At 35.7% G+C, this 24,052-nt stretch carries 20 protein-coding genes; 19 read left to right on the forward strand and 1 reads right to left on the reverse strand.

Annotation, left to right across the window (positions count from 1 at the left end; genetic code table 11):
- The first annotated feature begins 2 nt into the window (after window positions 1-2).
- The 16 genes from neuC to prfB all read left to right on the forward strand — a co-directional run bounded on the left by neuC (window position 3) and on the right by prfB (window position 17,625).
- Entirely contained in the window at window positions 3-1,130 is a 1,128-nt protein-coding gene (neuC, locus tag I5435_RS03025; RefSeq protein WP_337983235.1) for a UDP-N-acetylglucosamine 2-epimerase, read from the forward strand.
- On the forward strand, window positions 1,127-2,206 hold the full coding sequence (neuB, locus tag I5435_RS03030) for an N-acetylneuraminate synthase (protein ID WP_337983236.1): 1,080 nt from the start codon (window positions 1,127-1,129) through the stop codon (window positions 2,204-2,206). The genes neuC and neuB overlap by 4 nt, the downstream gene beginning before the upstream one ends.
- Window positions 2,199-2,822 carry an acetyltransferase gene (locus I5435_RS03035; protein ID WP_337983237.1) on the forward strand — a complete coding sequence of 208 codons (624 nt, stop codon included), beginning with the start codon at window positions 2,199-2,201 and terminating at the stop codon, window positions 2,820-2,822. The genes neuB and I5435_RS03035 overlap by 8 nt, the downstream gene beginning before the upstream one ends.
- A gap of 4 nt (window positions 2,823-2,826) precedes the next feature.
- Window positions 2,827-3,879: a nucleotidyltransferase family protein gene (locus tag I5435_RS03040; protein ID WP_337983238.1), complete on the forward strand. Its 1,053-nt coding sequence runs from the start codon at window positions 2,827-2,829 to the stop codon at window positions 3,877-3,879.
- Complete coding sequence (locus tag I5435_RS03045; protein WP_337983239.1) at window positions 3,869-4,546, forward strand: acylneuraminate cytidylyltransferase family protein; 678 nt, start codon at window positions 3,869-3,871, stop codon at window positions 4,544-4,546. The genes I5435_RS03040 and I5435_RS03045 overlap by 11 nt, the downstream gene beginning before the upstream one ends.
- Window positions 4,547-4,560: 14 nt before the next feature.
- On the forward strand, window positions 4,561-5,724 hold the full coding sequence (locus I5435_RS03050) for a glycosyltransferase family protein (protein ID WP_337983240.1): 1,164 nt from the start codon (window positions 4,561-4,563) through the stop codon (window positions 5,722-5,724).
- A 266-nt stretch (window positions 5,725-5,990) separates the two neighbouring features.
- On the forward strand, window positions 5,991-6,377 hold the full coding sequence (locus tag I5435_RS03055; RefSeq protein ID WP_337983241.1) for a flagellar protein FlaG: 387 nt from the start codon (window positions 5,991-5,993) through the stop codon (window positions 6,375-6,377).
- A gap of 22 nt (window positions 6,378-6,399) precedes the next feature.
- Window positions 6,400-8,769, forward strand: coding sequence for a flagellar filament capping protein FliD (gene fliD, locus I5435_RS03060; protein ID WP_337983242.1), 2,370 nt, complete (start codon window positions 6,400-6,402; stop codon window positions 8,767-8,769).
- 53 nt (window positions 8,770-8,822) lie between these two features.
- Window positions 8,823-9,227 (forward strand): flagellar export chaperone FliS, encoded by a 405-nt coding sequence (gene fliS / locus I5435_RS03065; RefSeq protein ID WP_069510635.1) that lies wholly within the window; start codon window positions 8,823-8,825, stop codon window positions 9,225-9,227.
- Window positions 9,227-9,589, forward strand: coding sequence for a flagellar protein FliT (locus I5435_RS03070; RefSeq protein ID WP_081327905.1), 363 nt, complete (start codon window positions 9,227-9,229; stop codon window positions 9,587-9,589). The genes fliS and I5435_RS03070 overlap by 1 nt, the downstream gene beginning before the upstream one ends.
- A gap of 424 nt (window positions 9,590-10,013) precedes the next feature.
- Entirely contained in the window at window positions 10,014-10,397 is a 384-nt protein-coding gene (locus I5435_RS03075) for a PilZ domain-containing protein (protein WP_069510633.1), read from the forward strand.
- A gap of 90 nt (window positions 10,398-10,487) precedes the next feature.
- Window positions 10,488-11,039 carry a ribosome hibernation-promoting factor, HPF/YfiA family gene (gene hpf / locus I5435_RS03080; RefSeq protein WP_025218652.1) on the forward strand — a complete coding sequence of 184 codons (552 nt, stop codon included), beginning with the start codon at window positions 10,488-10,490 and terminating at the stop codon, window positions 11,037-11,039.
- Between the two features lie 85 nt (window positions 11,040-11,124).
- Complete coding sequence (gene fliB / locus I5435_RS03085; RefSeq protein WP_337983243.1) at window positions 11,125-12,333, forward strand: flagellin lysine-N-methylase; 1,209 nt, start codon at window positions 11,125-11,127, stop codon at window positions 12,331-12,333.
- 226 nt (window positions 12,334-12,559) lie between these two features.
- The gene (gene secA, locus I5435_RS03090) at window positions 12,560-15,073 is read left to right on the forward strand and encodes a preprotein translocase subunit SecA (RefSeq protein WP_337983244.1); all 2,514 of its coding nucleotides are present in this window, start codon (window positions 12,560-12,562) and stop codon (window positions 15,071-15,073) included.
- Between the two features lie 333 nt (window positions 15,074-15,406).
- Window positions 15,407-15,964: a competence protein ComK gene (locus tag I5435_RS03095; protein ID WP_337983245.1), complete on the forward strand. Its 558-nt coding sequence runs from the start codon at window positions 15,407-15,409 to the stop codon at window positions 15,962-15,964.
- A 556-nt stretch (window positions 15,965-16,520) separates the two neighbouring features.
- Window positions 16,521-17,625 (forward strand): peptide chain release factor 2 gene (prfB, locus tag I5435_RS03100; RefSeq protein WP_370510640.1). Its coding sequence is split into 2 segments (ribosomal slippage): window positions 16,521-16,595 and window positions 16,597-17,625, totalling 1,104 coding nucleotides; the frame shifts between segments, so codons are not numbered across the junction.
- Between the two features lie 103 nt (window positions 17,626-17,728).
- On the opposite strand, the gene I5435_RS03105 is transcribed toward prfB, so the two are convergent.
- Window positions 17,729-18,238, reverse strand: a complete 510-nt coding sequence (locus tag I5435_RS03105) for a competence protein ComK (RefSeq protein WP_108029431.1) — start codon at window positions 18,236-18,238, stop codon at window positions 17,729-17,731.
- A 231-nt stretch (window positions 18,239-18,469) separates the two neighbouring features.
- Here I5435_RS03105 and I5435_RS03110 point away from each other — a divergent pair, with 231 nt between their 5' ends.
- The 3 genes from I5435_RS03110 to uvrA all read left to right on the forward strand — a co-directional run bounded on the left by I5435_RS03110 (window position 18,470) and on the right by uvrA (window position 23,935).
- Window positions 18,470-18,712, forward strand: coding sequence for an IDEAL domain-containing protein (locus I5435_RS03110; RefSeq protein ID WP_024362495.1), 243 nt, complete (start codon window positions 18,470-18,472; stop codon window positions 18,710-18,712).
- Between the two features lie 371 nt (window positions 18,713-19,083).
- Window positions 19,084-21,063 carry an excinuclease ABC subunit UvrB gene (uvrB, locus tag I5435_RS03115; protein WP_337983246.1) on the forward strand — a complete coding sequence of 660 codons (1,980 nt, stop codon included), beginning with the start codon at window positions 19,084-19,086 and terminating at the stop codon, window positions 21,061-21,063.
- A gap of 7 nt (window positions 21,064-21,070) precedes the next feature.
- A complete protein-coding gene (gene uvrA, locus I5435_RS03120) occupies window positions 21,071-23,935 on the forward strand; it encodes an excinuclease ABC subunit UvrA (RefSeq protein ID WP_229388610.1) in 2,865 nt (954 codons plus the stop codon).
- The last annotated feature ends 117 nt before the right edge of the window (window positions 23,936-24,052 follow it).

Consider the following 24,052-nt stretch of genomic DNA (forward strand, 5'->3'; position numbering starts at 1 on the left):
GGATGAAACGTAAAATTTGTATTGTGACGGGTACGAGAGCGGAGTACGGTTTATTATCAAATCTTGCTAAAAAACTTCAAGAAGATAAAGAATTTGATTTACAAATGGTTGTAACAGGAATGCATTTATCTCCTGAGTTTGGATGCACTTATCAAGAAATTGAAAATGATGGATTTATGATTGATGAAAAAGTTGAAATACTTTTATCTGCTGATTCTGCTACTGGAATTGTGAAGTCGATTGGACTCGCTACAATTAGTTTTGCAGATGCATTTAACCGTTTAGAACCAGATTTACTCATCATTTTAGGTGATCGATTTGAAATGTTAGCAGTAGCTCAAACAGCACTTATAATGCAAATACCTATTGCTCATATACATGGGGGTGAATGTACGTTTGGTGCGTATGATGATGCTATTCGTCACTCCATTACAAAAATGGCAACATGGCACTTTACAAGTACAGAATCCCATCGCAACCGTGTGATTCAATTAGGTGAATCTCCAGAACGTGTTTATAATGTCGGTGCTCTTGGTATAGAAAATATTGTGAATTTAACTCTACTGACACGTCAGGAACTATTTCAAACACTGCAACTAGATGAGCAACGACCTATGTTTTTAATAACCTATCATCCTGAAACGAATGGTCATATTAATGGGATATACGAATTATTAAAGACACTGGAAAATTACTCTGATATTAATTTAGTGTTTACAAAATCCAATGCTGATAATGGTGGAAGGTTTATTAATGAGGCAATTCAACAATTTACTTTAAAACACAGCAATGCGAAAATATTTGATTCACTCGGTCAGTTAAAGTATTTAAGTGCAGTGAAGCATGCTAATGTTGTCATTGGGAATTCTTCAAGTGGATTAATTGAAGTACCTTATTTAGAAACACCTACTGTTAATTGTGGAAGTCGTCAGGAAGGGCGTGAGCATCCCAATTCAGTATTTAATACAAATATGGATGCTGAAGATATTCTTATTTCCATTGAAAAGGCAAGAACGTTTAGCGATAAGTATGAACATATATTTGGCGATGGAATAGTATCTGAAAAAATAATGTCAGTATTACGAAGTTTACCTTCATTTTCTATTCAAAAGGGGTTTTATGATTTATGAAAAATAAAACATATATCATAGCTGAAGCAGGTGTCAATCATAATGGGTCATTGAAAATGGCAAAAGAGCTTGTGAGGGTTGCAAAAAAAGCTGGGGCAGACGCGGTAAAATTTCAAACTTTTAAAGCTGAAAATCTAGTTACAAAGAATGCACAGCAAGCAGCATATCAAGTTGAAAATTTAGGTGAGGCTTCATCTCAATTTGCGATGTTGAAAAAGTTAGAATTAACTTTTGAGGAATTTATTGAATTGCAGACATTTTGTCAAACGGAGCAAATAGAATTTCTATCGACACCTTTTGACTTCGAAAGTGTCGATTTTTTGCTAGATGAAATTGCAATTACAACGGCTAAAATTCCATCAGGAGAATTAACGAATGCTCCATTTATTCATTATATTGCAACAAAACAAAGGCCAATTATTTTATCTACCGGAATGGCCACTATCGAAGAAATACATGAGGCATTAGCATTTATTTCTTATGGTTTAGCGAAATCTAATGAACCCGTTACGATAGAGCGTGTGAATCAGTTTTATGTTACAGAAGAGGCGAAAGCAGTGTTGAAAAAATATGTAACGCTGTTACATTGCACAACACAATATCCAGCGCCTATGGATTCCATTAATTTAAAAGCAATGTTTGAAATGGAAAGAATCTTTCACTTACCTATTGGCTTATCAGACCATTCAGAAGGAATCAATATTCCGCTTGTAGCAGTAGGGATGGGTGCAGCCGTAATAGAGAAGCATTTTACATTAGATAAAACGTTAGAAGGGCCGGATCATATAGCCTCTTTAAACCCTGAAGAGCTAACTGCAATGATAAAAGGAATTAGAGAAGTAGAACAGGCATTAGGAGATGGCATAAAAAAACCAACATCTATAGAATTACAAAATCGTATTCCTGCACGGAAAAGCTTAGTTGCTAAAAAAAATATACAAGCTGGTGAAGTATTGTCTATTAGCAACTTGACTGTTAAAAGACCTGGAGATGGTCTTCAACCTTCTAATTACTGGTCTCTCATCGGTAAAATGGCTTCAAAATCATACGAAGAGGATGAACTAATAGATGAATAAAGGGATTATTATAATTGGGAATGGGGGACATGCTTCAGTATTAACAGAAATTTTACTTGAACAGAAGCAAGCGATTATTGGATTTACTGCACCTACATTAGAAAAGAATGCTTTTGCTTTGTCTTATTTAGGAACTGATAAGGTAATAGAAGATTATAATCCATCTGACATTGAACTAGTACTTGCCATAGGGACAATTAAACCGTCCCTATTACGAGAAAAAATCTTTAATAAATTTACGCAAAAAACGTATCATTTTAAATCTGTCATCCACCCCTCAGCCATTATTGCTCCTTCCGTCCAATTAGGACAAGGTGTTCAAATAATGGCTGGTACTATTATTCAAACGAATACAACAGTTGCCGATAATAGTATTATAAACACTGGTGCGCTGATTGATCATGATTGTCAAATAGGTTCCCATATACATATTGCGCCAGGCACAAAAATATCAGGCAGTGTCCATATAGAAAAAGGCACACATGTCGGAACAGGTGCAACAATTATCCAAGGCATTCATATAGGCTCAAATTGTTTAATTGGTGCAGGGGCAGTTGTGGTTAGTAATTTTGCAAATGACATAAAAGCAGTTGGCGTACCTGCAAAGGAAGTGTAACTATATGAAACAATGGCAAAAAACACTAGTTAATCAAAATCATACTTTACTAGATACAATGAAAATTATTGATGATTCTTCTTTGCAATTTGCAGTAGTTGTAGATGAAGAACAACATTTGCTTGGAACTGTAACAGATGGGGATATTCGCCGTGGTATTTTGCGAGGTGAAGGTCTGGATGTAACTATAACATCCATTATGAACCCAAATCCAATAACTGCAAGAAGCGGTCAAAAATATCACAAATATAAGCAATTAATGAAGTCGAAAATGCTTAAGCAGTTACCTATAGTAGATGAGAATAATAGAATTATAAATATACTTTTTGCGGACAATATTGAAACGACTTTAAATAAAAACACGGTTGTATTAATGCTTGGCGGATTAGGTACAAGGTTGCGACCATTAACGAACGATACACCAAAACCAATGCTTAGAGTTGGAAATAAGCCAATTTTAGAAACAATAATAGAAGGTTTCAAGCAGTATGGCTATACTAATTTTATTTTTTCTGTCAATTATAAAAAAGAGGTAATCCAGGACTATTTTCAAAATGGGGAAGCATTTGATGTAAAGATTGAGTATATCGAGGAAGACAAAAAAATGGGAACTGCTGGAGCACTTTCGTTACTAAAAAGTAGACCGACGAAACCGTTTTTTGTGATGAATGGAGATTTGCTTACACAAATTAATTTCGATCAACTGATGCAATTCCATATGGAGCATGACTCTGTTGCCACGATGTGTGTAAGAGAGTTTGAATATCAAATTCCATACGGTGTAATTGAAACGGATGGTACAGATTTGGTAACAATAAAAGAAAAGCCAATTCATCGTAGTTTTGTAAACGCGGGAATTTATGTATTAAATCCTGATGTACTGGACTATATTCCACAGGATGAGTTTTATGATATGCCATCTTTGTTTGAAAAATTAATAGAAGAAAATAGTAAAACATCTGTTTTTCCAATTAGAGAATATTGGCTAGATATTGGACAAATGGATGATTTCAATAAAGCAAATCATGAGTTTAAGGAGCTTTTAAATGAAGCCTAAAGTTTTAGCGATTATCCCTGCACGCGGAGGTTCAAAAGGTGTACCGCGAAAAAATATTAAAGTGTTAGCAGGAAAACCATTAATTGCATGGACAATTGAAGAAGCAAAAAAATCCAAATACATTACGCGAACGATACTATCATCAGATAATGAAGAAATCATTCAGATAGCAAAAGAATATGGGTGTGATGTGCCTTTTGTAAGACCAACAGAGCTAGCACAAGATGATACACCAGGTATTACTGCTGTTCTCCATGCACTAGAGCAATGTGAAGGGTATGAGTATGTAGTATTATTGCAACCAACTTCACCGTTCCGTACTGTAGAAGATATAGACAATTGTATTGAATATACCATAAACCAACAAGCTAAGTTCTGCGTTTCAGTAACGGAGGCAGAGCAATCACCTTATTGGATGTATACAATAGAAAATGGCAAGATGAAGCCCATTATTGAACAGGATAAGTTAGCTACAAGAAGGCAGGATTTACCGAATGTATACGTTTTAAATGGAGCTATTTATGTAGCGAGAGTAGAAGACATAGTAGAGAAAGAAACCTTTTTAACAGAGGAGACAACATCTTTTATTATGTCAAATGAAAATTCGTTGGATATTGACACTGTATTAGATTTTGAAATCAGTGAATATTTAATAGGGAAGTCCTAATTGAGGTGAGTAATTTGAAAAAAGTCCTCCTTTTAAAAGGTAGTTCTAATTATAATGTTCTAAGATATTGGATAGATTCACTTGCAAGAGGGTTTGAAAAAATAGGTGTAGAGACAATAATACTGGATACGATTTATTCTAGTAATGAACAAATTATTACAAGTTTGCAAATGGATGTTGATGCTGTTATTTCGTTTAATGGTATATTTACAGACCAGCAAGAAGTTTTGAATCAGGTAGTCAAAGCGCCCTATATCCTTTTACTTATCGACCACCCTATTGATCATCTAGGACGTATCCAAAATTTACGTGATATCGATATCCTAACTTTAATGGACCGGCATGACGTGAATAATTTAGAAACGTTCGGACTAAATGTAAAAAATACGTATTTGCTTCCACATGCAGCAATCGAATTATCTATTGAACAGTGTGATAAGACAATTGATATTTTAATCAGTGGTTCATATTCAGAAATGGCAAATTATAAAGGTTATATTAGTGGACAATCCCCTGCAATACGAGCTATTTGTGAAGAAGTTATAGAAAATTGTTTGGCTGATACAAATAAATACTATATAGAAGAGTTTATTGAGGCGTTTAAAAAGCGTGATATTACGATTGAATTACGATTAAATGAAACACCTGAATTTGTGAAGATGGTTCATGAAATTGGTCGTTATGTGTATTCTGTCAATCGTTTAAAAGTAATTATGGCTTTAGCTGATGCCGGTTTTAATGTGGATATTTATGGTAATAACTGGGCTTCTTCTCCCGTAGGAAATTACCCAAATGTCCGTCTTCATGAGCCGGTAAATTATTGGCAGATGCAGGAATTAATGAGAAAGTCAAAAATAGTGATGAATTTTCAAGCATTGCTGCGTGACGGTACACATGAAAGAATCTTTGCCGGAATGGCGGCGAGATCTGTAGTAGTAACAAATGAAACGCCATACTTAAGAGAATTATTTTTAGCAGATGAAGAAATAATTTTTTATAACTTCAATTATCTAGAGGGAATGGTTGAATCTATTCAGGCCATTTTACAAGATGATGGGCGTAGAAAAAAAATTTCTGAAGCAGCATGGCAAGCAGTTAAAGGTTCGCATACTTTTGAAGAGCGAGCAAAGATGATTGTTGATATTTTTAATGATGTTAAACTTTCTAATCATATTTAAAACTAGCTTTTACTTGTATACGTACTGAAATACATAACGAAATTAAAAAAATCTAGAATTCGCTTTCTTATAATTTCAATGCTCACCAAACCAATATATATAAACTTGATAAAGCAAATGCGACTTTTCGTTTGAATTTAAACGTAAGGTCGTTTTTTACGAATTAATGAAAATGTTACCAATCATTTTGTTATAAAAGTGAATCTTTCTAAAAAACATCCGATATTAAGTACAAGTTATCTAAAAAGCTTAGGAGGTTGGCATATATGCGTATTGTAGCGCAAGGACAATCAATCGAGGCTATAGCTACTTCAGACAGTACAAAGGTGAAAAGCTCAGAAATGGTAACAAAGCCTACTGTATCAAATAAAGTAGCTTCACAGCCAGTTGCAGAAAAATCAATTATTGCAAGCGACGAGCAAGATATACCAAAAGAAAAGCTGGAACAAGCGATAGATACCGTGAATGAATTTTTACATATCAGTCACAGTTCATCAAAGTTTGTATTGCATGATGGATTAGATCGTTATTTTGTACAATTAGTAGATACTCAAACGGAAGAGGTCGTTAAGGAAATACCACCGAAAAAGTTATTAGATGCATTTTATGAAATGCAAAAGCTTTTAGGGATGATTGTAGATGAAAAAATATAGGGATTTTTAGGAGGAATATATAATGGTAAACCGAATTGGTGGATTAGCTTCAGGAATGGATATTGATTCATTAGTATCAAAATTAATGGCGGCAGAAAAAATTCCACTCACTAAATTACAACAAAAAAAGCAAACAACTGAATGGACACGAGATGCATATCGTAGCATTAATGCAAAGTTAAAAACATTTGATACTTATATAGCTGATAATTTATTACTAAAAGGCTTCAACAAAAAAACTGCAACGTCATCAAATTCTAACTATGTGTCTGCTACTGCCACTTCGCAAGCATCTGGTTCATTATCTATTGAAGGTGTATCACAATTGGCTTCGGCTGCTCGTGGTGTTAGCGATAAACAAGTGAATGCTACAGGTAATACAACATTACAAGAACTAGGCATTACAGATGGCAAAATTGAGTTAAAGGCAATTCAAGCTAATGGGAAATTAGCAGAGCAAGCGACAACAATTGAATTTGACCCAAATACAACAACGGTTTCTAAGCTTGTTGAAAAAATTAATAGTAGTAATGCGGGAGTTAATGCTTTATTTGAAAACGGTAAACTTTCAATAACAGCAAAAAATACTGGAGATAATAAACTTGGCACAGGAGCTGAAATAACAGTAGAAGCTGGTGCGGATGTTTTCGGTAAACTTGGTTTTAGTTCTCTAGTAGGTGCAACTTCAGGGGATTTAGCTAATAATGGTCAAAATGCTGTTTTACAAGTGAACGGTATTGCAACTGAAAAAAATTCTAATACATTTTCTATTGCTGGTTACTCTGTAACATTAAAAGAAACATTTAACGCATCTACTACTATTGCTGAAAATTTAAAGGCAGCTAAAGAAGAACGCGATAATGCTCAGATTAGTAAAAATCAGTTACAGAATCTATTAAATACAGCTATCGCTAATTTTGATGCAGTAAAACAACCATATTTAGATAAATTTGATGAAGTATTTAAAAATAGCTTAAATTCTACTGAACAAGAAGCATTTAATCAAATCAATAACAGCGAATTTTTTAAATCACTTACTGCTGCTGAAATGACGCAATTACAAAATCTAACGATTGATCAAAACGCTGATGAGGCAACGATTAAAGCGACAATCAATAACAGCCCTGATTTTTCACCAGAATTGAAAACGAAACTTGGAAATCTAAGCAAAGATGATTTATTACTTGTGGAAACATTAGATGAGACACAGCTAGGTAAATTCCAAGATGCTGCTATTAAAGATTTATCTTTGAAGACTTATAATTCATTAAATAAGGAATTTCTAAGTGGCTTGTCAGCTTCTGATATTACTACAATTAAAGGTTTTGATTTTTCTAGTAAAGAAACTTTAAATGCTTCAATAGATAGTCTTCCAGATGGAACATTGAAAACAAATTTATCAAAGTTAAGTGATGCTCAAAAGCAATCTTTAAAAGATATAAGTGATGTAGATCTTCAGAAATATCAAGAAGTTGCAGTAGTGCAAATTCCTTATGACGAAAAATTAGCATTGAAAGTACAAGCACAAAATAATTTTAATGCTGGCGATGAGCGTTTAAAACAAGCTGAAGCAAATTTAATTGCTGCTCAAGCTGCTGCAGATGCAGAAGCTAGTAAGCCTTCTACTGCACCATATATACCTCCTGTAACAATGACATCATCTACAGATGTTGATGATATGATGACTAAGATTAAAGAATTTGTTACGACTTATAATGGACTAGTTAAAGATATTAACGAGCAAACAAAAGAGAAGAGATATCGTTCGTATGCTCCTTTAACAGATGAGCAACGAAAAGAAATGTCAGAAAATGAAATTAAGCTTTGGGAAGAAAAAGCAAAGAGTGGCCTTTTACGTAGTGATTCAATGTTGCGAGGTGGATTATCCGATATGCGTGGGTTGGTCTATGAAGCGAATCCTGCTGTATCAAATCCAAATTTTAATACGTTATATAAAATCGGTATTACATCTTCTAAATCATACAATGACGGTGGTACGTTAGAAATTGACGAATTGAAATTACGTAAGGCAATTGAAGAAGATCCGGATGCAGTAACTGCGTTATTTACAAATAAAGGTGATGTAAAAGAAAAAGTAACAGTAAATGGGCAAGAGGTAACAGCTAATACACAAGGATTTTTACTAAAATTACGTAGTTCCATGAAGACTTTTTCTAATGATATTGAGAAAAAAGCCGGACTTGCTTCAAGCGTAGATAATTCTTATACAATCGGGAAAAATCTCGTTGATATGGAAAAACGAATTGATATTTGGAAGACGAAATTAGAAAATATTGAGAGTCGCTATTGGAAACAATTTAGTGCAATGGAGAAAGCAATTAACAAAGCAAATTCACAATCCGGTATGTTCTCACAATTTAGTGGACAGTAGTAATAGTTTTAGTATAATTTAGTTAAAAGGTAATAAAAAGGAGTTGTCTTTGAATGGCAGCACAAACATCAGCCCATAATATTTATAAACAAAATAGTGTTACTACAGCATCGCCAGGCGAGCTAACATTAATGCTTTACAATGGTTGTTTAAAGTTCTTAGCAAAGGCTAAACAGGCTATTCAAGAAAAGAAAATTCAAGAAAAAAACACGAATTTATTAAAGGCACAAGCTATTATAAGCGAATTTATAACAACCTTGAATATGAATGTCGAAATTTCAAAAAATATGTTAGCACTATATGAATATATGAATAGACGCTTGGTTGAAGCAAACATAAAAAATGATATTGCTATTATTGAAGAAGTTGAAGGTTTAGTTACTGAATTCCGAGATACGTGGAAGGAAGTTCTACGTATCAATCGTCAACAACAGTATGGAAATGGAAACCAAGTGTGATGATGGGGCCAGTTGAAAAATTACTTGCGACATCAGCGCAGCTTTATGAACATTTAACTGTTATACCAGATGGCGATGAACGTGATCAATACATTGAAAAAATTGATGAATTTCTAGAAAAACGTGGCCAACTTCTTGAGGAAGTGATGTCTTCTAATAGTGTGTCACTAGATGGACATCAGTTAACACCACATTTAATTAAATTGGATGCAGGTATTCAGGGGAGACTAAAAAAAGTAATGGATACAATTAAAACAGATATGAGAAACTTGCAACAGTCCAAAAAGTCTGAACAAGTCTATTTAAATCCATATAGTAATGTAAGTTCCATAGATGGTAGATACTATGATGGCAAGAAATGATCTAATCGCTTATTTTTGAATGATCCCTTAAGTTATTTCCTGTATGCCTTTTTAAAATTGAATAATATAGGAATCATTTCATTTGTAATATTTAGTATGGGTTCGGAATTGTACCGAACTCATACTTTTTAATTTTATTACAATTTGTTCGGATAATCTTTCCATTTACTTTTCAATAATAGTATTCAAATATTTTAAATTCAGCACTTTTTCCGATTAATGTATTTTAAAATTATGTAATATTTAAATGGTATGTTATAAACAATGAAACAGAATCATTAAAAGATTGACGGCATGAAACGATATAGTCATAAATTATGCTATCAAACGGTAAAATATGTTACTAATTCCCTCTGGATGGAAATCGTGCATTCGTGTCATAATCAAGCTATCGAAATGTTTGAAAAGTATTGGAGTGGGGAAAATGAAATTTAAACGTCAAGAAGGCTTCCGTTTTAAGTTTGAAGAGCCTGTTAATATGACTTTTGCGATATATGAGAATGGCAAAGTGGACCATGCACAAACGGCTATGGCCGATTTATTAGATATTAGTCCGAGGGGATTAAAAATGTTTACTGAGGTAGATTTAGGTTTCCGTCCGTCTCCGCTTGATTTGCGTTTTGTTTTGGATACAAGAGAAATTCGTGTATACGGAGAGGTCATTTGGAGTCGTCCTTTTGGCAATGGGAAACAATATGGTGTGTTTTTCAATAATCAGGGTGCTGTTGAGGATTTGATTGTTGATGAGCTAAAAGCCCGCCGTAAAAAAGAGGCAGCAGAAGCCAAGATGAAAAAAATCAATTCTTAAAATTTCTTGTGAAAAAAAGAATTATTTTAGAGGAATTTCACACACTTGTGTAGAAATATAAAGTATAGCAGTTATAAAGGAGGAGTTTACATGTTAAACTTTAACATTCGCGGTGAAAATATTGAGGTAACTCCAGCTATTCGAGAGTATGTTGAAAATAAAATCGAAAAAGTTGAACGTTATTTTAACGAAGATGTTAACGCCAATGCTAACGTAAATTTAAAGGTTTACAATGACAAACAAACAAAAGTGGAAGTTACAATTCCAATGAAAAACTTAACACTTCGTGCAGAAGAACGTCATAACGATATGTATGCTGCGATCGATTTAATTGTCGATAAATTAGAACGACAAATTCGCAAACATAAAACTAAAGTAAACCGTAAATTCCGTGAGCGTGAAGGTGCAGGACTTTATTTTGCTACAACACAAGCTGTAGCTGATACAGTAACAGAGGATGACGAGTATTCTATTGTACGTACAAAACAATTTGATTTAAAACCGATGGACCAAGAAGAAGCGGTGTTACAGATGAATATGTTAGGACATGATTTCTATATTTTCACTGATGCTGAATCAAATGGTACAAACATTGTTTATAAACGTAAAGATGGCAAGTACGGCTTAATCGAAACAACTTAAACATTAAAATAGTAAAAAGAACTCTCGCATTGGCGGGAGTTTTTTTATTAAGATAAAATTAATAATAACTAAGGATGTGTGATGTATGCATAGAGAAATATTAATACCTGAATATTTAACGAAGTTTTCATGTATAGGTGCTTCATGTGAAGATACTTGTTGTGCAGGTTGGAAAGTCGCTGTTGATAAAACAACCTTTCAAAAATATCGTAATATTAGTAAGCCAGGGATTAAAGAAGAATTAAAAAAATACATAACTAGAGAGCGTTCAAATCCATCAGATTTTTCTTATGGGAAAATTAAAATGACTGAAAATAATGTATGTACTATGCTGACTGAAGATGGTTGGTGCAAAATACAGGCAGAACTTGGTGAAGAGTTTTTGTGTCATACATGTTCGGTATATCCAAGAATTATAAAGGAAGTTGATAATCGTCTTGAGAAAAGTTTGACACCTTCCTGTCCAGAGGCAGTACGTTTATTGTTACTTAATGAGGCAGGCATTAATTTTATCATTGATGAAGAGCAAACAAAAAAAAATATATTAGTTGATGCGAAACTAGATTCCGAAGAAAAACCACATTTTTGGGAATTAAGAATGTTTACAATCGAAATGTTACAAAATCGTAAGCAATCTTTAGATGTGCGATTAATAGTGATTGGCATGTTTTTCCAAAAAATAGGTGAAATACCAATAAAGGATTGGGCAATACAATTAGAACCTGTAATGACTCGATATAAAAATATTATAAATGATGAAGAGCAAATTCAATTATTATTGAATTTACCAGAAAATCTATCATTTCAAATGAATATGGCAAAAGAACTTTTGAGTTATCGTTTAATGGGTGGCATTTCGAGCCAACGTTATTTGGACTGTGTGAATGATATGATAAATTCCTTACAGCTAAATGATGAAACAGATATTAATGATTCTATTTTATTGTATAAGAGATTTTATACCGAATATTATGTTCCATTTATGAGAGAGTACGAATATATACTTGAAAATTATGCTGTAAATTATGTATTTAAAAATTTATTCCCATTTGATCAGCCTAATTTATTTGAGAGTTTTGTTATGTTATCGGTAAATATTTCAATCATTAAGCTTCATTTAATTGGAATGGCAGGGCATCATAAAGGATTGACTACTGAGTTGGTCATTAAACTAATTCAATCCTATGCTAAAACAATTGAACATGATTTAGCTTATTTACAAAATGTTCGCGAAATGCTTAACGAGAGCGGTTATTCAACGATGGCTCATATGATTGTTTTATTAAAAAGTTAGTAACAAAAAGAAATATTTATTTTTACCTGTTGTTAACCTCTCGCTATAGCGGGAGGTTTTTTATGAAATATGCTGTACAATTATCTCAAATGGTGATAATTGTAATTTAATGAATTAAACTTACTTTATCCCATTTCAGTTAGTGCTTTAAGGACACTGTTTGCATGAAACTGTTACACAATGGTAAAATGAAATTTGAGACTCGTATAGGAAGTGAAAAATATTCATGGCAAACCTATTAAATAAATTATTTGATTTCAATAAACGTGAGTTAAAAAAATTAGAAAAAATCGCTGACCAAGTTGAGGGATTCGCTTCTCAAATGGAACAGCTTTCAGATGACCAACTACAAGCGAAGACAGAAGAATTTAAAAAGCGTTATGCAGATGGCGAAAAATTAGATTCTATTCGTGCTGAAGCTTTTGCGGTGAGTCGTGAGGCGTCGAAACGTGTATTAGGCATGTATCCTTTCCGCGTTCAAATCATGGGTGCTGCTTCACTTGATGAAGGTAATATTTCAGAGATGAAAACCGGTGAAGGTAAAACGTTAACTGCGACGATGGCAGTTTATTTAAATGCTATTACTGGCAAAGGCGTGCATGTTGTGACAGTCAATGAATATTTGGCTAGTCGTGACGCTGCTGAGATGGGCCAACTGTATAATTTCTTAGGCCTTACTGTAGGTTTAAATTTAAACAGTTTGTCAAAAGAAGAGAAGCGCGCTGCATATGAAGCGGATATTACGTATAGTACAAACAATGAGTTAGGGTTTGACTATTTACGTGATAATATGGTGCTCTATAAAGAAGAACGTGTGCAACGTCCGTTACACTATGCTGTTATCGATGAGGTTGACTCGATTTTAATTGATGAAGCACGTACGCCATTAATTATCTCGGGTCAGGCTGGGAAATCAGCACAATTGTACAAGCAGTCGAATGCATTTGTCCGCATGTTAAGTGCAGATACAGATTACACATATGAAGAGTCGACAAAAGGTGTTACGTTAACGGATGCTGGTGTAGAAAAAGCCGAAAAAGCATTTGGTATCGACAATTTATTTGATTTAACACATGTCCGATTAAATCATGCTATTAACCAATCACTAAAGGCACATGTGAGTATGCATAATGATGTTGACTATGTAGTCCAAGATGGCGAAATTGTCATTGTTGACGGCTTTACGGGACGTTTAATGAAAGGGCGTCGCTATTCGGATGGCCTCCATCAAGCAATTGAAGCTAAAGAGGGCGTTGAGATTCAAAATGAATCGATGACAATGGCTACAATTACATTCCAAAACTATTTCCGTATGTATCAGAAACTTGCGGGTATGACAGGTACAGCGAAAACAGAAGAAGAAGAGTTCCGTAATATTTACAATATGAGTGTTATTGCGATTCCGACGAATAAGCCTATCGCGCGTGATGACCGTCCAGATTTAATTTTCGCTTCGATGGAAGGGAAATATAAAGCGGTGGCGGCTGACATTGCTGAACGTCATAAGGCAGGACAACCTGTCCTTGTCGGTACAGTTGCAATTGAAACATCGGAAATTATTTCGCAGTTGCTAAATAAACATAAAATTCCACATAACGTATTGAATGCCAAAAACCATGAACGCGAAGCGGAAATTATCGCCAATGCTGGTTTAAAAGGTGCCGTTACGATTGCAACGAATATGGCTGGTCGTGGTACTGATATTAAACCTGGTGAAGGTGTATTAGAAATTGGTGGTTTAGCAGTCATCGGTACAGAACGTCACGAATCACGTCGTATCGATAATCAGCTACGTGGTCGTTCTGGACGTCAAGGGAATCCAGGGGTTACGCAATTCTACCTGTCGTTGGAAGATGATTTAATGCGTCGTTTTGGCTCTGACAATATGAAGTCGATGATGATGCGATTAGGAATGGATGATTCTCAACCATTACAATCGAAAGTTGTATCAAGAGCTGTAGAATCAGCACAGAAACGTGTTGAGGGTAATAACTTCGATGCACGTAAACGTTTATTACAATATGATGATGTTTTACGTCAGCAACGTGAGATTATTTACAAAGAACGTTATGATGTTTTAGAAACAGAAAATATGCGTGTACTTGTAGAGTCCATGATTCAGGAATCAATCGATAATGTTGTTGGCCTTTATACACAAGGAGAGCAGCAGAACGATTGGAACTTAAAAGCAATTGAGGATTATGTGTCCGCAAATCTATTAGAAGAGGGTACATTAAAAGTAGCTGATTTCCAAGGTAAATCTGCTGAAGACATTATTGCACTTATTTCTGACGCTGTGCATCAACGCTATGATGAAAAAGAAGCAGAGCTTACACCAGAGCGTATGCGTGAGTTTGAAAAAGTTATCTTATTGCGTTCGATTGATACGAAGTGGATTGACCATATTGACGCAATGGATCAATTACGACAAGGGATACACTTACGTGCTTATGGTCAAAATGATCCATTACGCGAATATCAACAAGAAGGCTTTGCTATGTTTGAGGATATGATCGCTTCCATTCGTGAAGATGTAGCGAAATATGCGATGAAAGCCGAAATCCGCAGTAACTTAGAACGTGAAGAGGTTGCCAAAGGTCAGGCTGTGAATCCGAAAGAAGACGGTTCTCCAGCACCGAAAAAACAACCTGTACGTAAGGCAGAAAATATTGGTCGAAATGATTTATGCCCATGTGGTAGTGGAAAGAAATTTAAAAACTGTCATGGTGCAGGACAATAAATAATAGTAAAAGATCAATTCAACGGATAGTTGAGTTGATCTTTTTTTATCTATTCCTAGAAAATATGGAGTTAAAAGTCAGAATTAATAGACAATAGATAATTAAGGGTATACAATAATTGTAACAATAGGTATTTAGTACAATGAAAGTAAATAGTGTAGCAAATTACTGAATGATTTCAATAAGTCCACGTGAACTTTCTTTTTTTGGCTAAAAGGGAGGTGAATAGATCTTCAGTAGACAAAACTCTCGAGGGTATGCTCGAGGAAGTACATAGGTTACAACAAGATACATGTACATTAATAGACATGATATTTAAGGAGGAGTAATCATTGCATTATAATTGTGGAGACATTATGAGTAGTGAAACTATGTTGTATATGCCTGAGTATGATGCCTTTGGAAATTTATGTACACGTGTAATTGAAAGAGACTTTCAATATATTTCTAAATTATCACCTACGAGATTAATGGATTTTAATCTTCGTTATTTTGGATCTAGCCTACGAGGGGCATTTGATGGCTCTAAGATGATATTAGGTAAGCTGAATAAAAATCCTATTGTTGTCCATGAGCGTTTTAATATTTTATGGTTCCCTAGTAAGTCGCCCTTACATCCTGAATGCATTTGGTTTGCTGTGCATCATATCGACGACTATATCGCAGTTGATAAAAAGCAAACAAAGGTGCTCTTTATGAACGGCCAAGAGATTATTGTGGATGTTAGCCCAAAAGCATTTGAATACCGTATTCAAAGGGCGTTCTTATTAAAATATAAGCTTGAAAAGCGTACAAAGCATTTACTTGTACAATTTGATCGAGTCAAAGTTTTTCAACAAATGGCTATCCATTCTAAATTGGAGGATGAACCAAAGCAAGATGAGAGCTAGAGATTAACCACGCATAATTACCCCATGATAACTCTCGGAAGTAAGATTGCATCTTTATTTTTCTTCATGCTGTTTTAAATGCTAACAACTATTAAAATTGCAGGCAATTTTCTAGTGGACTATTTTAGTTCAAAGGCTACATTTGGATACAAATGAATAATACTTGTTTATACGAAAGGGTGGAAATGGATGATTTATTACGAAACGACTTGTATTTGTTGTAAGAAACCATTTAAGCTTTTAGAAGGAACAAGGAAATATCAACTTTATAAGGTGAATCGTAATAGACGTTTGACTTGCGAACATTGTGATCAAAAGATTCATGCGGAAGCGCGTAAAAGTTTACTTGGAAAATTAAATTAGTGAAATTACACAAGAAAGTAGTAGCACAAGATAAGCTAGTTTGTACTACTATTTTTTTGTTCAGGCTTTCTCTTTTTTAAGCGCAACCTATGGAGATATTGAAAATAGTATGTTTTCCGCCTCAAAAACGCTATAATAAAAAGATACGGATTTTACTTATAATATCCATTAAAAATGTTCGGAGGATTTAACAATGATTGAATTAGCAGATGTACGTAATGTGTTAGACACTACAGCCACTAAATTGGCGGACTTTAGGGGGTCTCTTTGACTTAGAAAACAAGGAGGCACGTATTCAGGAATTAGATGAAATGATGTTAGAGCCTGGTTTCTGGGACGATCAACAAGGAGCACAAGTAGTCATTAATGAAGGGAATGGCTTGAAGGCCATTGTTAATGAATATAAAGAATTAGTCGATACACATGAAAACTTAGATATGACACTGGAGTTATTACGTGAAGAGCCTGATGAAGAATTGCAGGAGGAGCTAGGCAATGAGCTAGCGGAATTCCAACAAAAAATGAATGATTTTGAACTGCAATTATTATTAAGTGGACCTTACGATCATAACAATGCGATTTTAGAGCTGCATCCTGGTGCTGGTGGTACTGAGTCTCAAGACTGGGGTTCGATGTTGCTTCGTATGTACACGCGTTGGGCTGAAAAACGTGGCTTTAAAGTAGAAACAGTCGATTATCTTCCAGGTGATGAAGCAGGTATTAAATCGGTAACATTATCTATTAAAGGACATAATGCTTACGGTTACTTACAGGCTGAAAAAGGCGTACACCGTTTAGTACGTATTTCACCGTTTGATTCATCAGGTCGTCGACATACATCATTCGTATCATGTGATGTCATGCCTGAATTTGATGACAATATTGAAGTGGATATTCGTACCGAGGATTTAAAAATTGATACGTATCGTGCAACAGGTGCAGGTGGTCAGCATATTAATACAACCGATTCAGCTGTCCGTATTACACATATTCCAACAGGTACTGTTGTTCAATGTCAAGCAGAGCGTTCACAAATTAAAAACCGTGAAAAAGCCATGACGATGTTAAAAGGTAAGTTATACCAATTGGAAATTGACAAGCAACAAGCACAACTTGATGAAATTCGTGGAGAGCAAAAGGAAATAGGCTGGGGCTCTCAAATTCGTTCATACGTGTTCCATCCATACTCAATGGTGAAAGATCATCGTACAAGTGAAGAAACAGGGAATGTAGGAGCCGTAATGGACGGAGATATAGATCCATTCATCAATGCCTATTTACGTTCTAAAATCGGATAATGAATGAAAACCTCAGAGGCATAAGCTTCTGAGGTTTTTTAAGGTGCCAGTCACTCAAACAATTGTCACTCAAACAATTCTGAATTTTCTAGGTGTCAGGCACTCAAAATGGAGGGTGATAGGGGGCATCATGGCTAAGTTGCTTGCGCTCTTCCATATAATGTTTATAGAGCATAGAGGCATTGACAAATTGTTTACTAATCGAGCCGTATTTAATAGGAAGCTCAATTTTCATATCATTTTTCAACGTAATAATACAACCATCGTTGCTTGGTGAAATATTTGAAATGGCATGAAGTCCAATCCAAATATTATGTATAGAGTTTGGCGAATAGGTTGGTAAAAAAATGCAAGGAAAGCCATAATCATATGCAACAACAATTGGCAGTTTATGTTGATTGCCAAAAAAACGTTTCGCAGAAAATTTTGCTGCTTCATACGTTGTGCCCAATGAAATGCATGACTTTCGTAAAACATGCAAAGGCTTGCGTGTCACAATTAACTCATTATGCTTGTCGATGACCCTTGTGAAAATTTTCGATTCATGTTGAATAGGTTGTAATAAATAAGTATTGAAAGACATTAAATAACCATTTACATAATTTGTGGACATATATATGGAACGCCTCCTTATGGGAATATTTATTTGTAGTGTAAATGACAAAGATGAATACTAAAAATATAGATAAAAAACGAAATTATCTAGAAATTGATACTATTTCTTTAGAAATTTGCTTAAAAATACGCTATAATTCTAATAAATGATAGTTGATTTTATTTTGTTTAGCGTTGCAATTTGGTCTGAATTTTCTTATAATTTAGAAAAGGATCGAGGTGGAGATCGTTGGATAAATATTATTCGTACACAGATTTTCTAAAAGCCGTTGGTCAGTCGAAAAAAGTTGATGAGGCAGAGAAATTATTGAACGAGATTTATTTAGATTTATTTTTAAATCATATCCAGCGTATGCATCGTGAAGAACAGCTAATGGTTCTGATAGATAGAACACTCGATGAACGAGATGAAAAGGCTTTTCATCTATACGCGGCTGAACTAGAGGCATTACACAAAATAGCAAGTGAATAATACGATAAGACCGCTCTCCGTTAACGGGGAGCGGATTTTTTTGTCTGCAACGAAATAGAAAGTGCCTTATTGCATTAATAGGGCAATAAGGATAATTATCTTTGTCATTTGTAAATTTATAGAATTGTATGATTAAAGAATGGGTATATATCTAATCATGGATACAAGGAGCTAAAGTATTTAGCTTCTAGAAAAATGAATGATAGCGTTAGAATTAGTGACGAGTAATGACAAATAATAAATGCGTTGTAATAAAGTGAGAAATTCGAAATTGAGAAAAATAACAAACATTCGTTCGTTAAATGTTCGATATTTTAGTACTGCTATGCTAAAATAAATGTACAAATTGGAAGGAAAGGACGGGAACATGCGTGCAAACATTTGATTTACAGGCGCCATATCAGCCTAACGGGGATCAGCCACAGGCGATTGCGGAATTAGTGGAGGGTGTACGGGAAGGGAAACGACATCAAACTTTGCTTGGTGCAACAGGAACGGGCAAAACATTTACGATTTCTAATGTTATTCAGCAAGTAAAAAAACCAACGCTGATTATGGCCCACAATAAAACACTAGCGGGTCAATTATATAGTGAGTTCAAAGAGTTCTTCCCAAATAATGCAGTTGAATACTTTGTGAGTTATTATGATTACTTTCAGCCTGAAGCGTATGTTCCACAAACAGATACGTATATCGAAAAAGATTCAAGTATTAATGATGAAATCGACAAGCTGCGTCACTCAGCCACATCGGCTCTTTTCGAACGGGATGATGTCATCATTATTGCTTCAGTGTCTTGTATATATGGTTTAGGTTCTCCTGAAGAATATCGCGAATTGGTTGTATCGATTCGAACAGGTATGGAGATTGAACGCAATCAATTGCTTCGGAAATTAGTAGACGTGCAATATGAACGTAATGATATTAGTTTTACACGCGGGACGTTCCGTGTGCGAGGTGACGTTGTCGAAATTTTCCCAGCCTCTCGTGATGAACATTGCGTTCGTGTGGAATTTTTCGGAGATGAGATTGATCGCATTCGAGAAGTCGATGCGTTGACAGGAGAAATATTGGCAGATCGCGACCATGTAGCAATTTTCCCAGCTTCCCACTTCGTTACACGCGAAGAAAAAATGCTGAAAGCGATTGACAATATTGAAAAAGAATTAGAACAACGTCTTGCGTTATTGCGAGCAGAAGATAGGCTATTGGAAGCACAGCGTTTAGAGCAGCGTACGCGCTATGATTTAGAAATGATGCGTGAAATGGGCTTTTGTTCAGGTATTGAAAACTACTCACGTCATTTAACATTGCGTGAAGCTGGTGCAACACCATACACATTACTCGATTACTTCCCAGAAGACTTTTTGCTTATTGTCGATGAGAGTCACGTGACATTACCACAGGTACGGGGTATGTATAACGGGGACCAAGCACGAAAAGGGGTACTAGTGGAGCATGGATTCCGTTTGCCTTCTGCACTAGATAATCGTCCTTTGCGTTTCGAGGAGTTTGAACGACACATTCATCAAGCCATTTATGTATCAGCAACGCCTGGTCCATATGAACTTGAACATACGCCAGAAATGGTGCAACAAATTATTCGTCCGACAGGGTTACTTGATCCATTAATTGACGTGCGCCCGATTGAAGGGCAAATCGATGATCTAATTGACGAGATTCATGACCGTATTGCGCGCAATGAACGTGTCCTCGTTACAACATTGACGAAAAAAATGTCGGAAGATTTATCTGCTTATTTGAAGGAAATGGGCTTAAAAGTGGAATACTTACATTCAGAGATTAAGACATTAGAGCGGATTGAAATTATTCGTGAACTTCGTAAAGGTACATATGATGTACTAATCGGCATTAATTTATTGCGTGAAGGTTTAGATATTCCTGAAGTATCGCTCGTGGCGATTTTAGATGCGGATAAGGAAGGCTTTTTACGTTCGGAACGTTCGCTTATTCAAACAATTGGTCGTGCGGCACGTAATGCAAATGGACATGTTATCATGTACGCAGATAATATGACAGATTCGATGAAAAAGGCGATTGATGAAACGAAACGTCGTCGTTCAATTCAAATGGCCTACAATGAGGAACATGGCATTACACCGAAAACAATTGTCAAAAAGATTCCGGATGTTATTCGTGCGACACAAGTGGCAGAGGAAGAGGAATCGTATGTTACAAAGGCAACGAAAGGCAAGAAGTTGACGAAGGCAGAAAAAGAGAAATTGTTGGCATCTCTTGAAGTAGAGATGAAGGAAGCGGCTAAAGCGCTTGATTTCGAACGAGCAGCTGAACTACGAGATACAATATTTGAATTGAAAGCAGAAGGGTGATTGGCTTGTGAAAAATACAGAAATCGTCGTGCAAGGCGCACGAGCACATAATTTAAAAAATATAAATGTCACAATTCCACGTGATCAATTAGTCGTGTTAACAGGTTTATCGGGTTCTGGGAAGTCTTCCTTAGCGTTTGATACGATTTATGCCGAGGGGCAACGTCGTTATGTAGAATCGCTATCTGCCTATGCGCGCCAATTTCTCGGCCAAATGGATAAACCAGATGTAGATGCAATTGAGGGGCTATCGCCTGCCATTTCAATCGATCAGAAAACGACAAGCCGTAATCCACGTTCCACAGTTGGAACCGTTACGGAAATCTATGATTATTTACGTTTGCTATTCGCTCGTATTGGGAAGCCAATATGTCCAAATCATGGTATAGAGATTACATCGCAAACGATTGAGCAAATGGTGGATCGTTTATTAGTTTATCCAGAACGTACGAAAATGCAATTACTGGCACCGATGATTTCAGGTCGTAAAGGAACGCATGTCAAGTTACTAGAAGACTTGAAAAAGCAAGGCTTTGTACGCGTACGGATTGATGGTGAATTACGCGATTTAGATGATGCGATTGATCTTGATAAAAATAAAAAGCATTCGATAGAAGTTGTAGTCGATCGTGTTGTTGTTAAAGAGGGGATTGCTGCTCGTCTTAGTGATTCGTTAGAAACAGCCCTTCGATTAGCTGAAGGACGCGTTCTTGTTGATGTCATGGAACATGAAGAATTATTATTTAGTGAACATCATGCCTGCCCATTATGTGGTTTTTCAATAGGGGAGCTAGAGCCTCGTATGTTTTCATTTAACAGTCCGTTTGGAGCATGTACAAGCTGTGACGGGTTAGGAACAACGCAGGAGGTTGATTTAGAACTAATCGTGCCAGATTGGGAACGTTCATTATTAGAGCACGCCATTGCACCATGGGAGCCTACAAGCTCACAATATTATCCACAACTATTAAAGGCAGTATGTGATCATTACGCGATTCCGATGGACGTACCTGTCAAAGATTTACCTAAAGAAAAGATGGATAAGATTTTATATGGTTCTGGTAAAGATAAAATTCGCTTCTATTATGAAAATGAATTTGGCAATGTACGAGATCAGATGATTGAATTTGAAGGTGTGGTGCGTAATGTAGAGCGCCGTTTTAAAGAAACAACTTCTGATTATGTACGAGAGCAAATGGAGAAATATATGGCACAGCAAGCTTGTCCATCTTGTAAAGGTTACCGATTAAAGCCCGAAACATTAGCTGTGAAAATTGGCGATCAACATATTGGACAAGTAACAGAGTATTCGATTCAGGAGGCAGATACGTTTTTCAAAGAGCTCGATTTATCTGAAAAGGATATGCAAATTGCGAGACTCGTATTGCGTGAAATCGAGGAAAGACTTGGCTTCCTAGTGAATGTAGGGTTAGATTATTTAACATTAAATCGTGCAGCTGGAACACTTTCAGGTGGAGAAGCACAACGAATTCGTTTAGCAACACAAATTGGCTCTCGCTTAACAGGTGTACTCTATATTTTAGATGAACCATCCATTGGACTACATCAGCGAGACAATGACCGTCTTATTAGTACGCTACAAAATATGCGAGATATCGGCAATACACTTATTGTTGTCGAGCATGATGAAGACACAATGCTAGCGGCAGATTATCTGATTGATGTTGGACCGGGCGCCGGTGTACATGGTGGTCAAATTGTAGCAGCAGGTACGCCACAGGAAGTCATGGATAATCCACAGTCGTTAACAGGCCAATATTTAAGTGGCAAGAAGTTTATACCACTACCAGTAGAGCGTCGTAAACCAAATGGGCGTAAATTGTCTATAGTGGGGGCAAAGGAAAACAATCTACAGAACGTCAAAGTAGATGTGCCATTAGGTTTATTTGTAGCAGTAACAGGTGTATCTGGATCAGGTAAATCAACACTAATTAATGAAATTTTATATAAATCATTAGCCCAAAAGCTCAACCGTTCAAAGGTAAAGCCAGGGGCACATAAAGAAGTATCCGGGATCGATGAATTGGAAAAGGTTATCGATATTGACCAATCGCCAATAGGAAGAACTCCTCGCTCCAATCCTGCAACGTATACGGGTGTCTTTGACGATATTCGCGATGTGTTTGCCACAACAAATGAAGCGAAAGTACGTGGCTATAAAAAAGGACGTTTTAGCTTTAACGTTAAAGGTGGCCGTTGTGAAGCATGTCGGGGTGACGGGATTATTAAAATTGAAATGCATTTCCTACCAGATGTATATGTGCCATGTGAGGTTTGCCATGGAAAACGTTACAACCGTGAAACACTTGAAGTAAAATATAAAGACAAAAGTATTGCCGATATTTTAGATATGACAATTGAAAATGCCGTCGTGTTTTTCGAAAATATCCCTAAAATCCAACGTAAATTACAAACGATTGTTGATGTTGGCTTAGGGTATATGAAATTAGGTCAACCTGCGACAACACTGTCTGGTGGTGAGGCGCAACGTGTCAAATTGGCATCTGAATTACATCGTCGCTCAACAGGTAAGTCATTTTATATTTTAGATGAGCCAACGACGGGCTTACATGCAGATGATATTGCGCGTTTACTAATTGTTTTACAACGACTTGTAGAAAATGGGGATTCGGTGCTCGTTATTGAGCATAATTTAGATGTTATTAAAACAGCGGATTACATTATTGACCTAGGACCAGAAGGTGGCGACAAAGGAGGTACCATTGTTGCAACGGGTACACCAGAAGAAGTAATGGAAGTGGCTGGCTCTTATACGGGTAAATATTTAAAACCGATTTTAATACGTGATCGACAACGTATGGAAATGGCTTTAACAGAAGCAACAAAATAAATTTTTTACAAACAGCAAAAAGAAAAAAATTATAAAAATCTGCTCTGTTTCTGAGGGTGAGATTTAAGACCTCGTACGCTAAAGCATTTAGCACAGCTAGCATAAGTCTTATTTTCA

Origin of the sequence: Lysinibacillus sp. C5.1, assembly GCF_016350185.1 — a bacterium.
Taxonomy (GTDB): domain Bacteria; phylum Bacillota; class Bacilli; order Bacillales_A; family Planococcaceae; genus Lysinibacillus; species Lysinibacillus sphaericus.

What these genes read in the sequence shown, in the direction of transcription:
- hpf (WP_025218652.1), top strand. Translation starts at nt 10,488, where the DNA reads ATGTTAAACTTTAACATTCGCGGTGAAAATATTGAGGTAACTCCAGCT.
- fliD (WP_337983242.1), top strand. Translation starts at nt 6,400, where the DNA reads ATGGTAAACCGAATTGGTGGATTAGCTTCAGGAATGGATATTGATTCA.
- neuC (WP_337983235.1), top strand. Translation starts at nt 3, where the DNA reads ATGAAACGTAAAATTTGTATTGTGACGGGTACGAGAGCGGAGTACGGT.
- I5435_RS03055 (WP_337983241.1), top strand. Translation starts at nt 5,991, where the DNA reads ATGCGTATTGTAGCGCAAGGACAATCAATCGAGGCTATAGCTACTTCA.
- I5435_RS03045 (WP_337983239.1), top strand. Translation starts at nt 3,869, where the DNA reads ATGAAGCCTAAAGTTTTAGCGATTATCCCTGCACGCGGAGGTTCAAAA.
- fliB (WP_337983243.1), top strand. Translation starts at nt 11,125, where the DNA reads ATGCATAGAGAAATATTAATACCTGAATATTTAACGAAGTTTTCATGT.
- I5435_RS03070 (WP_081327905.1), top strand. Translation starts at nt 9,227, where the DNA reads ATGATGGGGCCAGTTGAAAAATTACTTGCGACATCAGCGCAGCTTTAT.
- I5435_RS03105 (WP_108029431.1), bottom strand. Translation starts at nt 18,238, where the DNA reads ATGTCCACAAATTATGTAAATGGTTATTTAATGTCTTTCAATACTTAT.
- I5435_RS03035 (WP_337983237.1), top strand. Translation starts at nt 2,199, where the DNA reads ATGAATAAAGGGATTATTATAATTGGGAATGGGGGACATGCTTCAGTA.
- neuB (WP_337983236.1), top strand. Translation starts at nt 1,127, where the DNA reads ATGAAAAATAAAACATATATCATAGCTGAAGCAGGTGTCAATCATAAT.
- fliS (WP_069510635.1), top strand. Translation starts at nt 8,823, where the DNA reads ATGGCAGCACAAACATCAGCCCATAATATTTATAAACAAAATAGTGTT.
- secA (WP_337983244.1), top strand. Translation starts at nt 12,560, where the DNA reads ATGGCAAACCTATTAAATAAATTATTTGATTTCAATAAACGTGAGTTA.
- I5435_RS03075 (WP_069510633.1), top strand. Translation starts at nt 10,014, where the DNA reads ATGAAATTTAAACGTCAAGAAGGCTTCCGTTTTAAGTTTGAAGAGCCT.
- I5435_RS03040 (WP_337983238.1), top strand. Translation starts at nt 2,827, where the DNA reads ATGAAACAATGGCAAAAAACACTAGTTAATCAAAATCATACTTTACTA.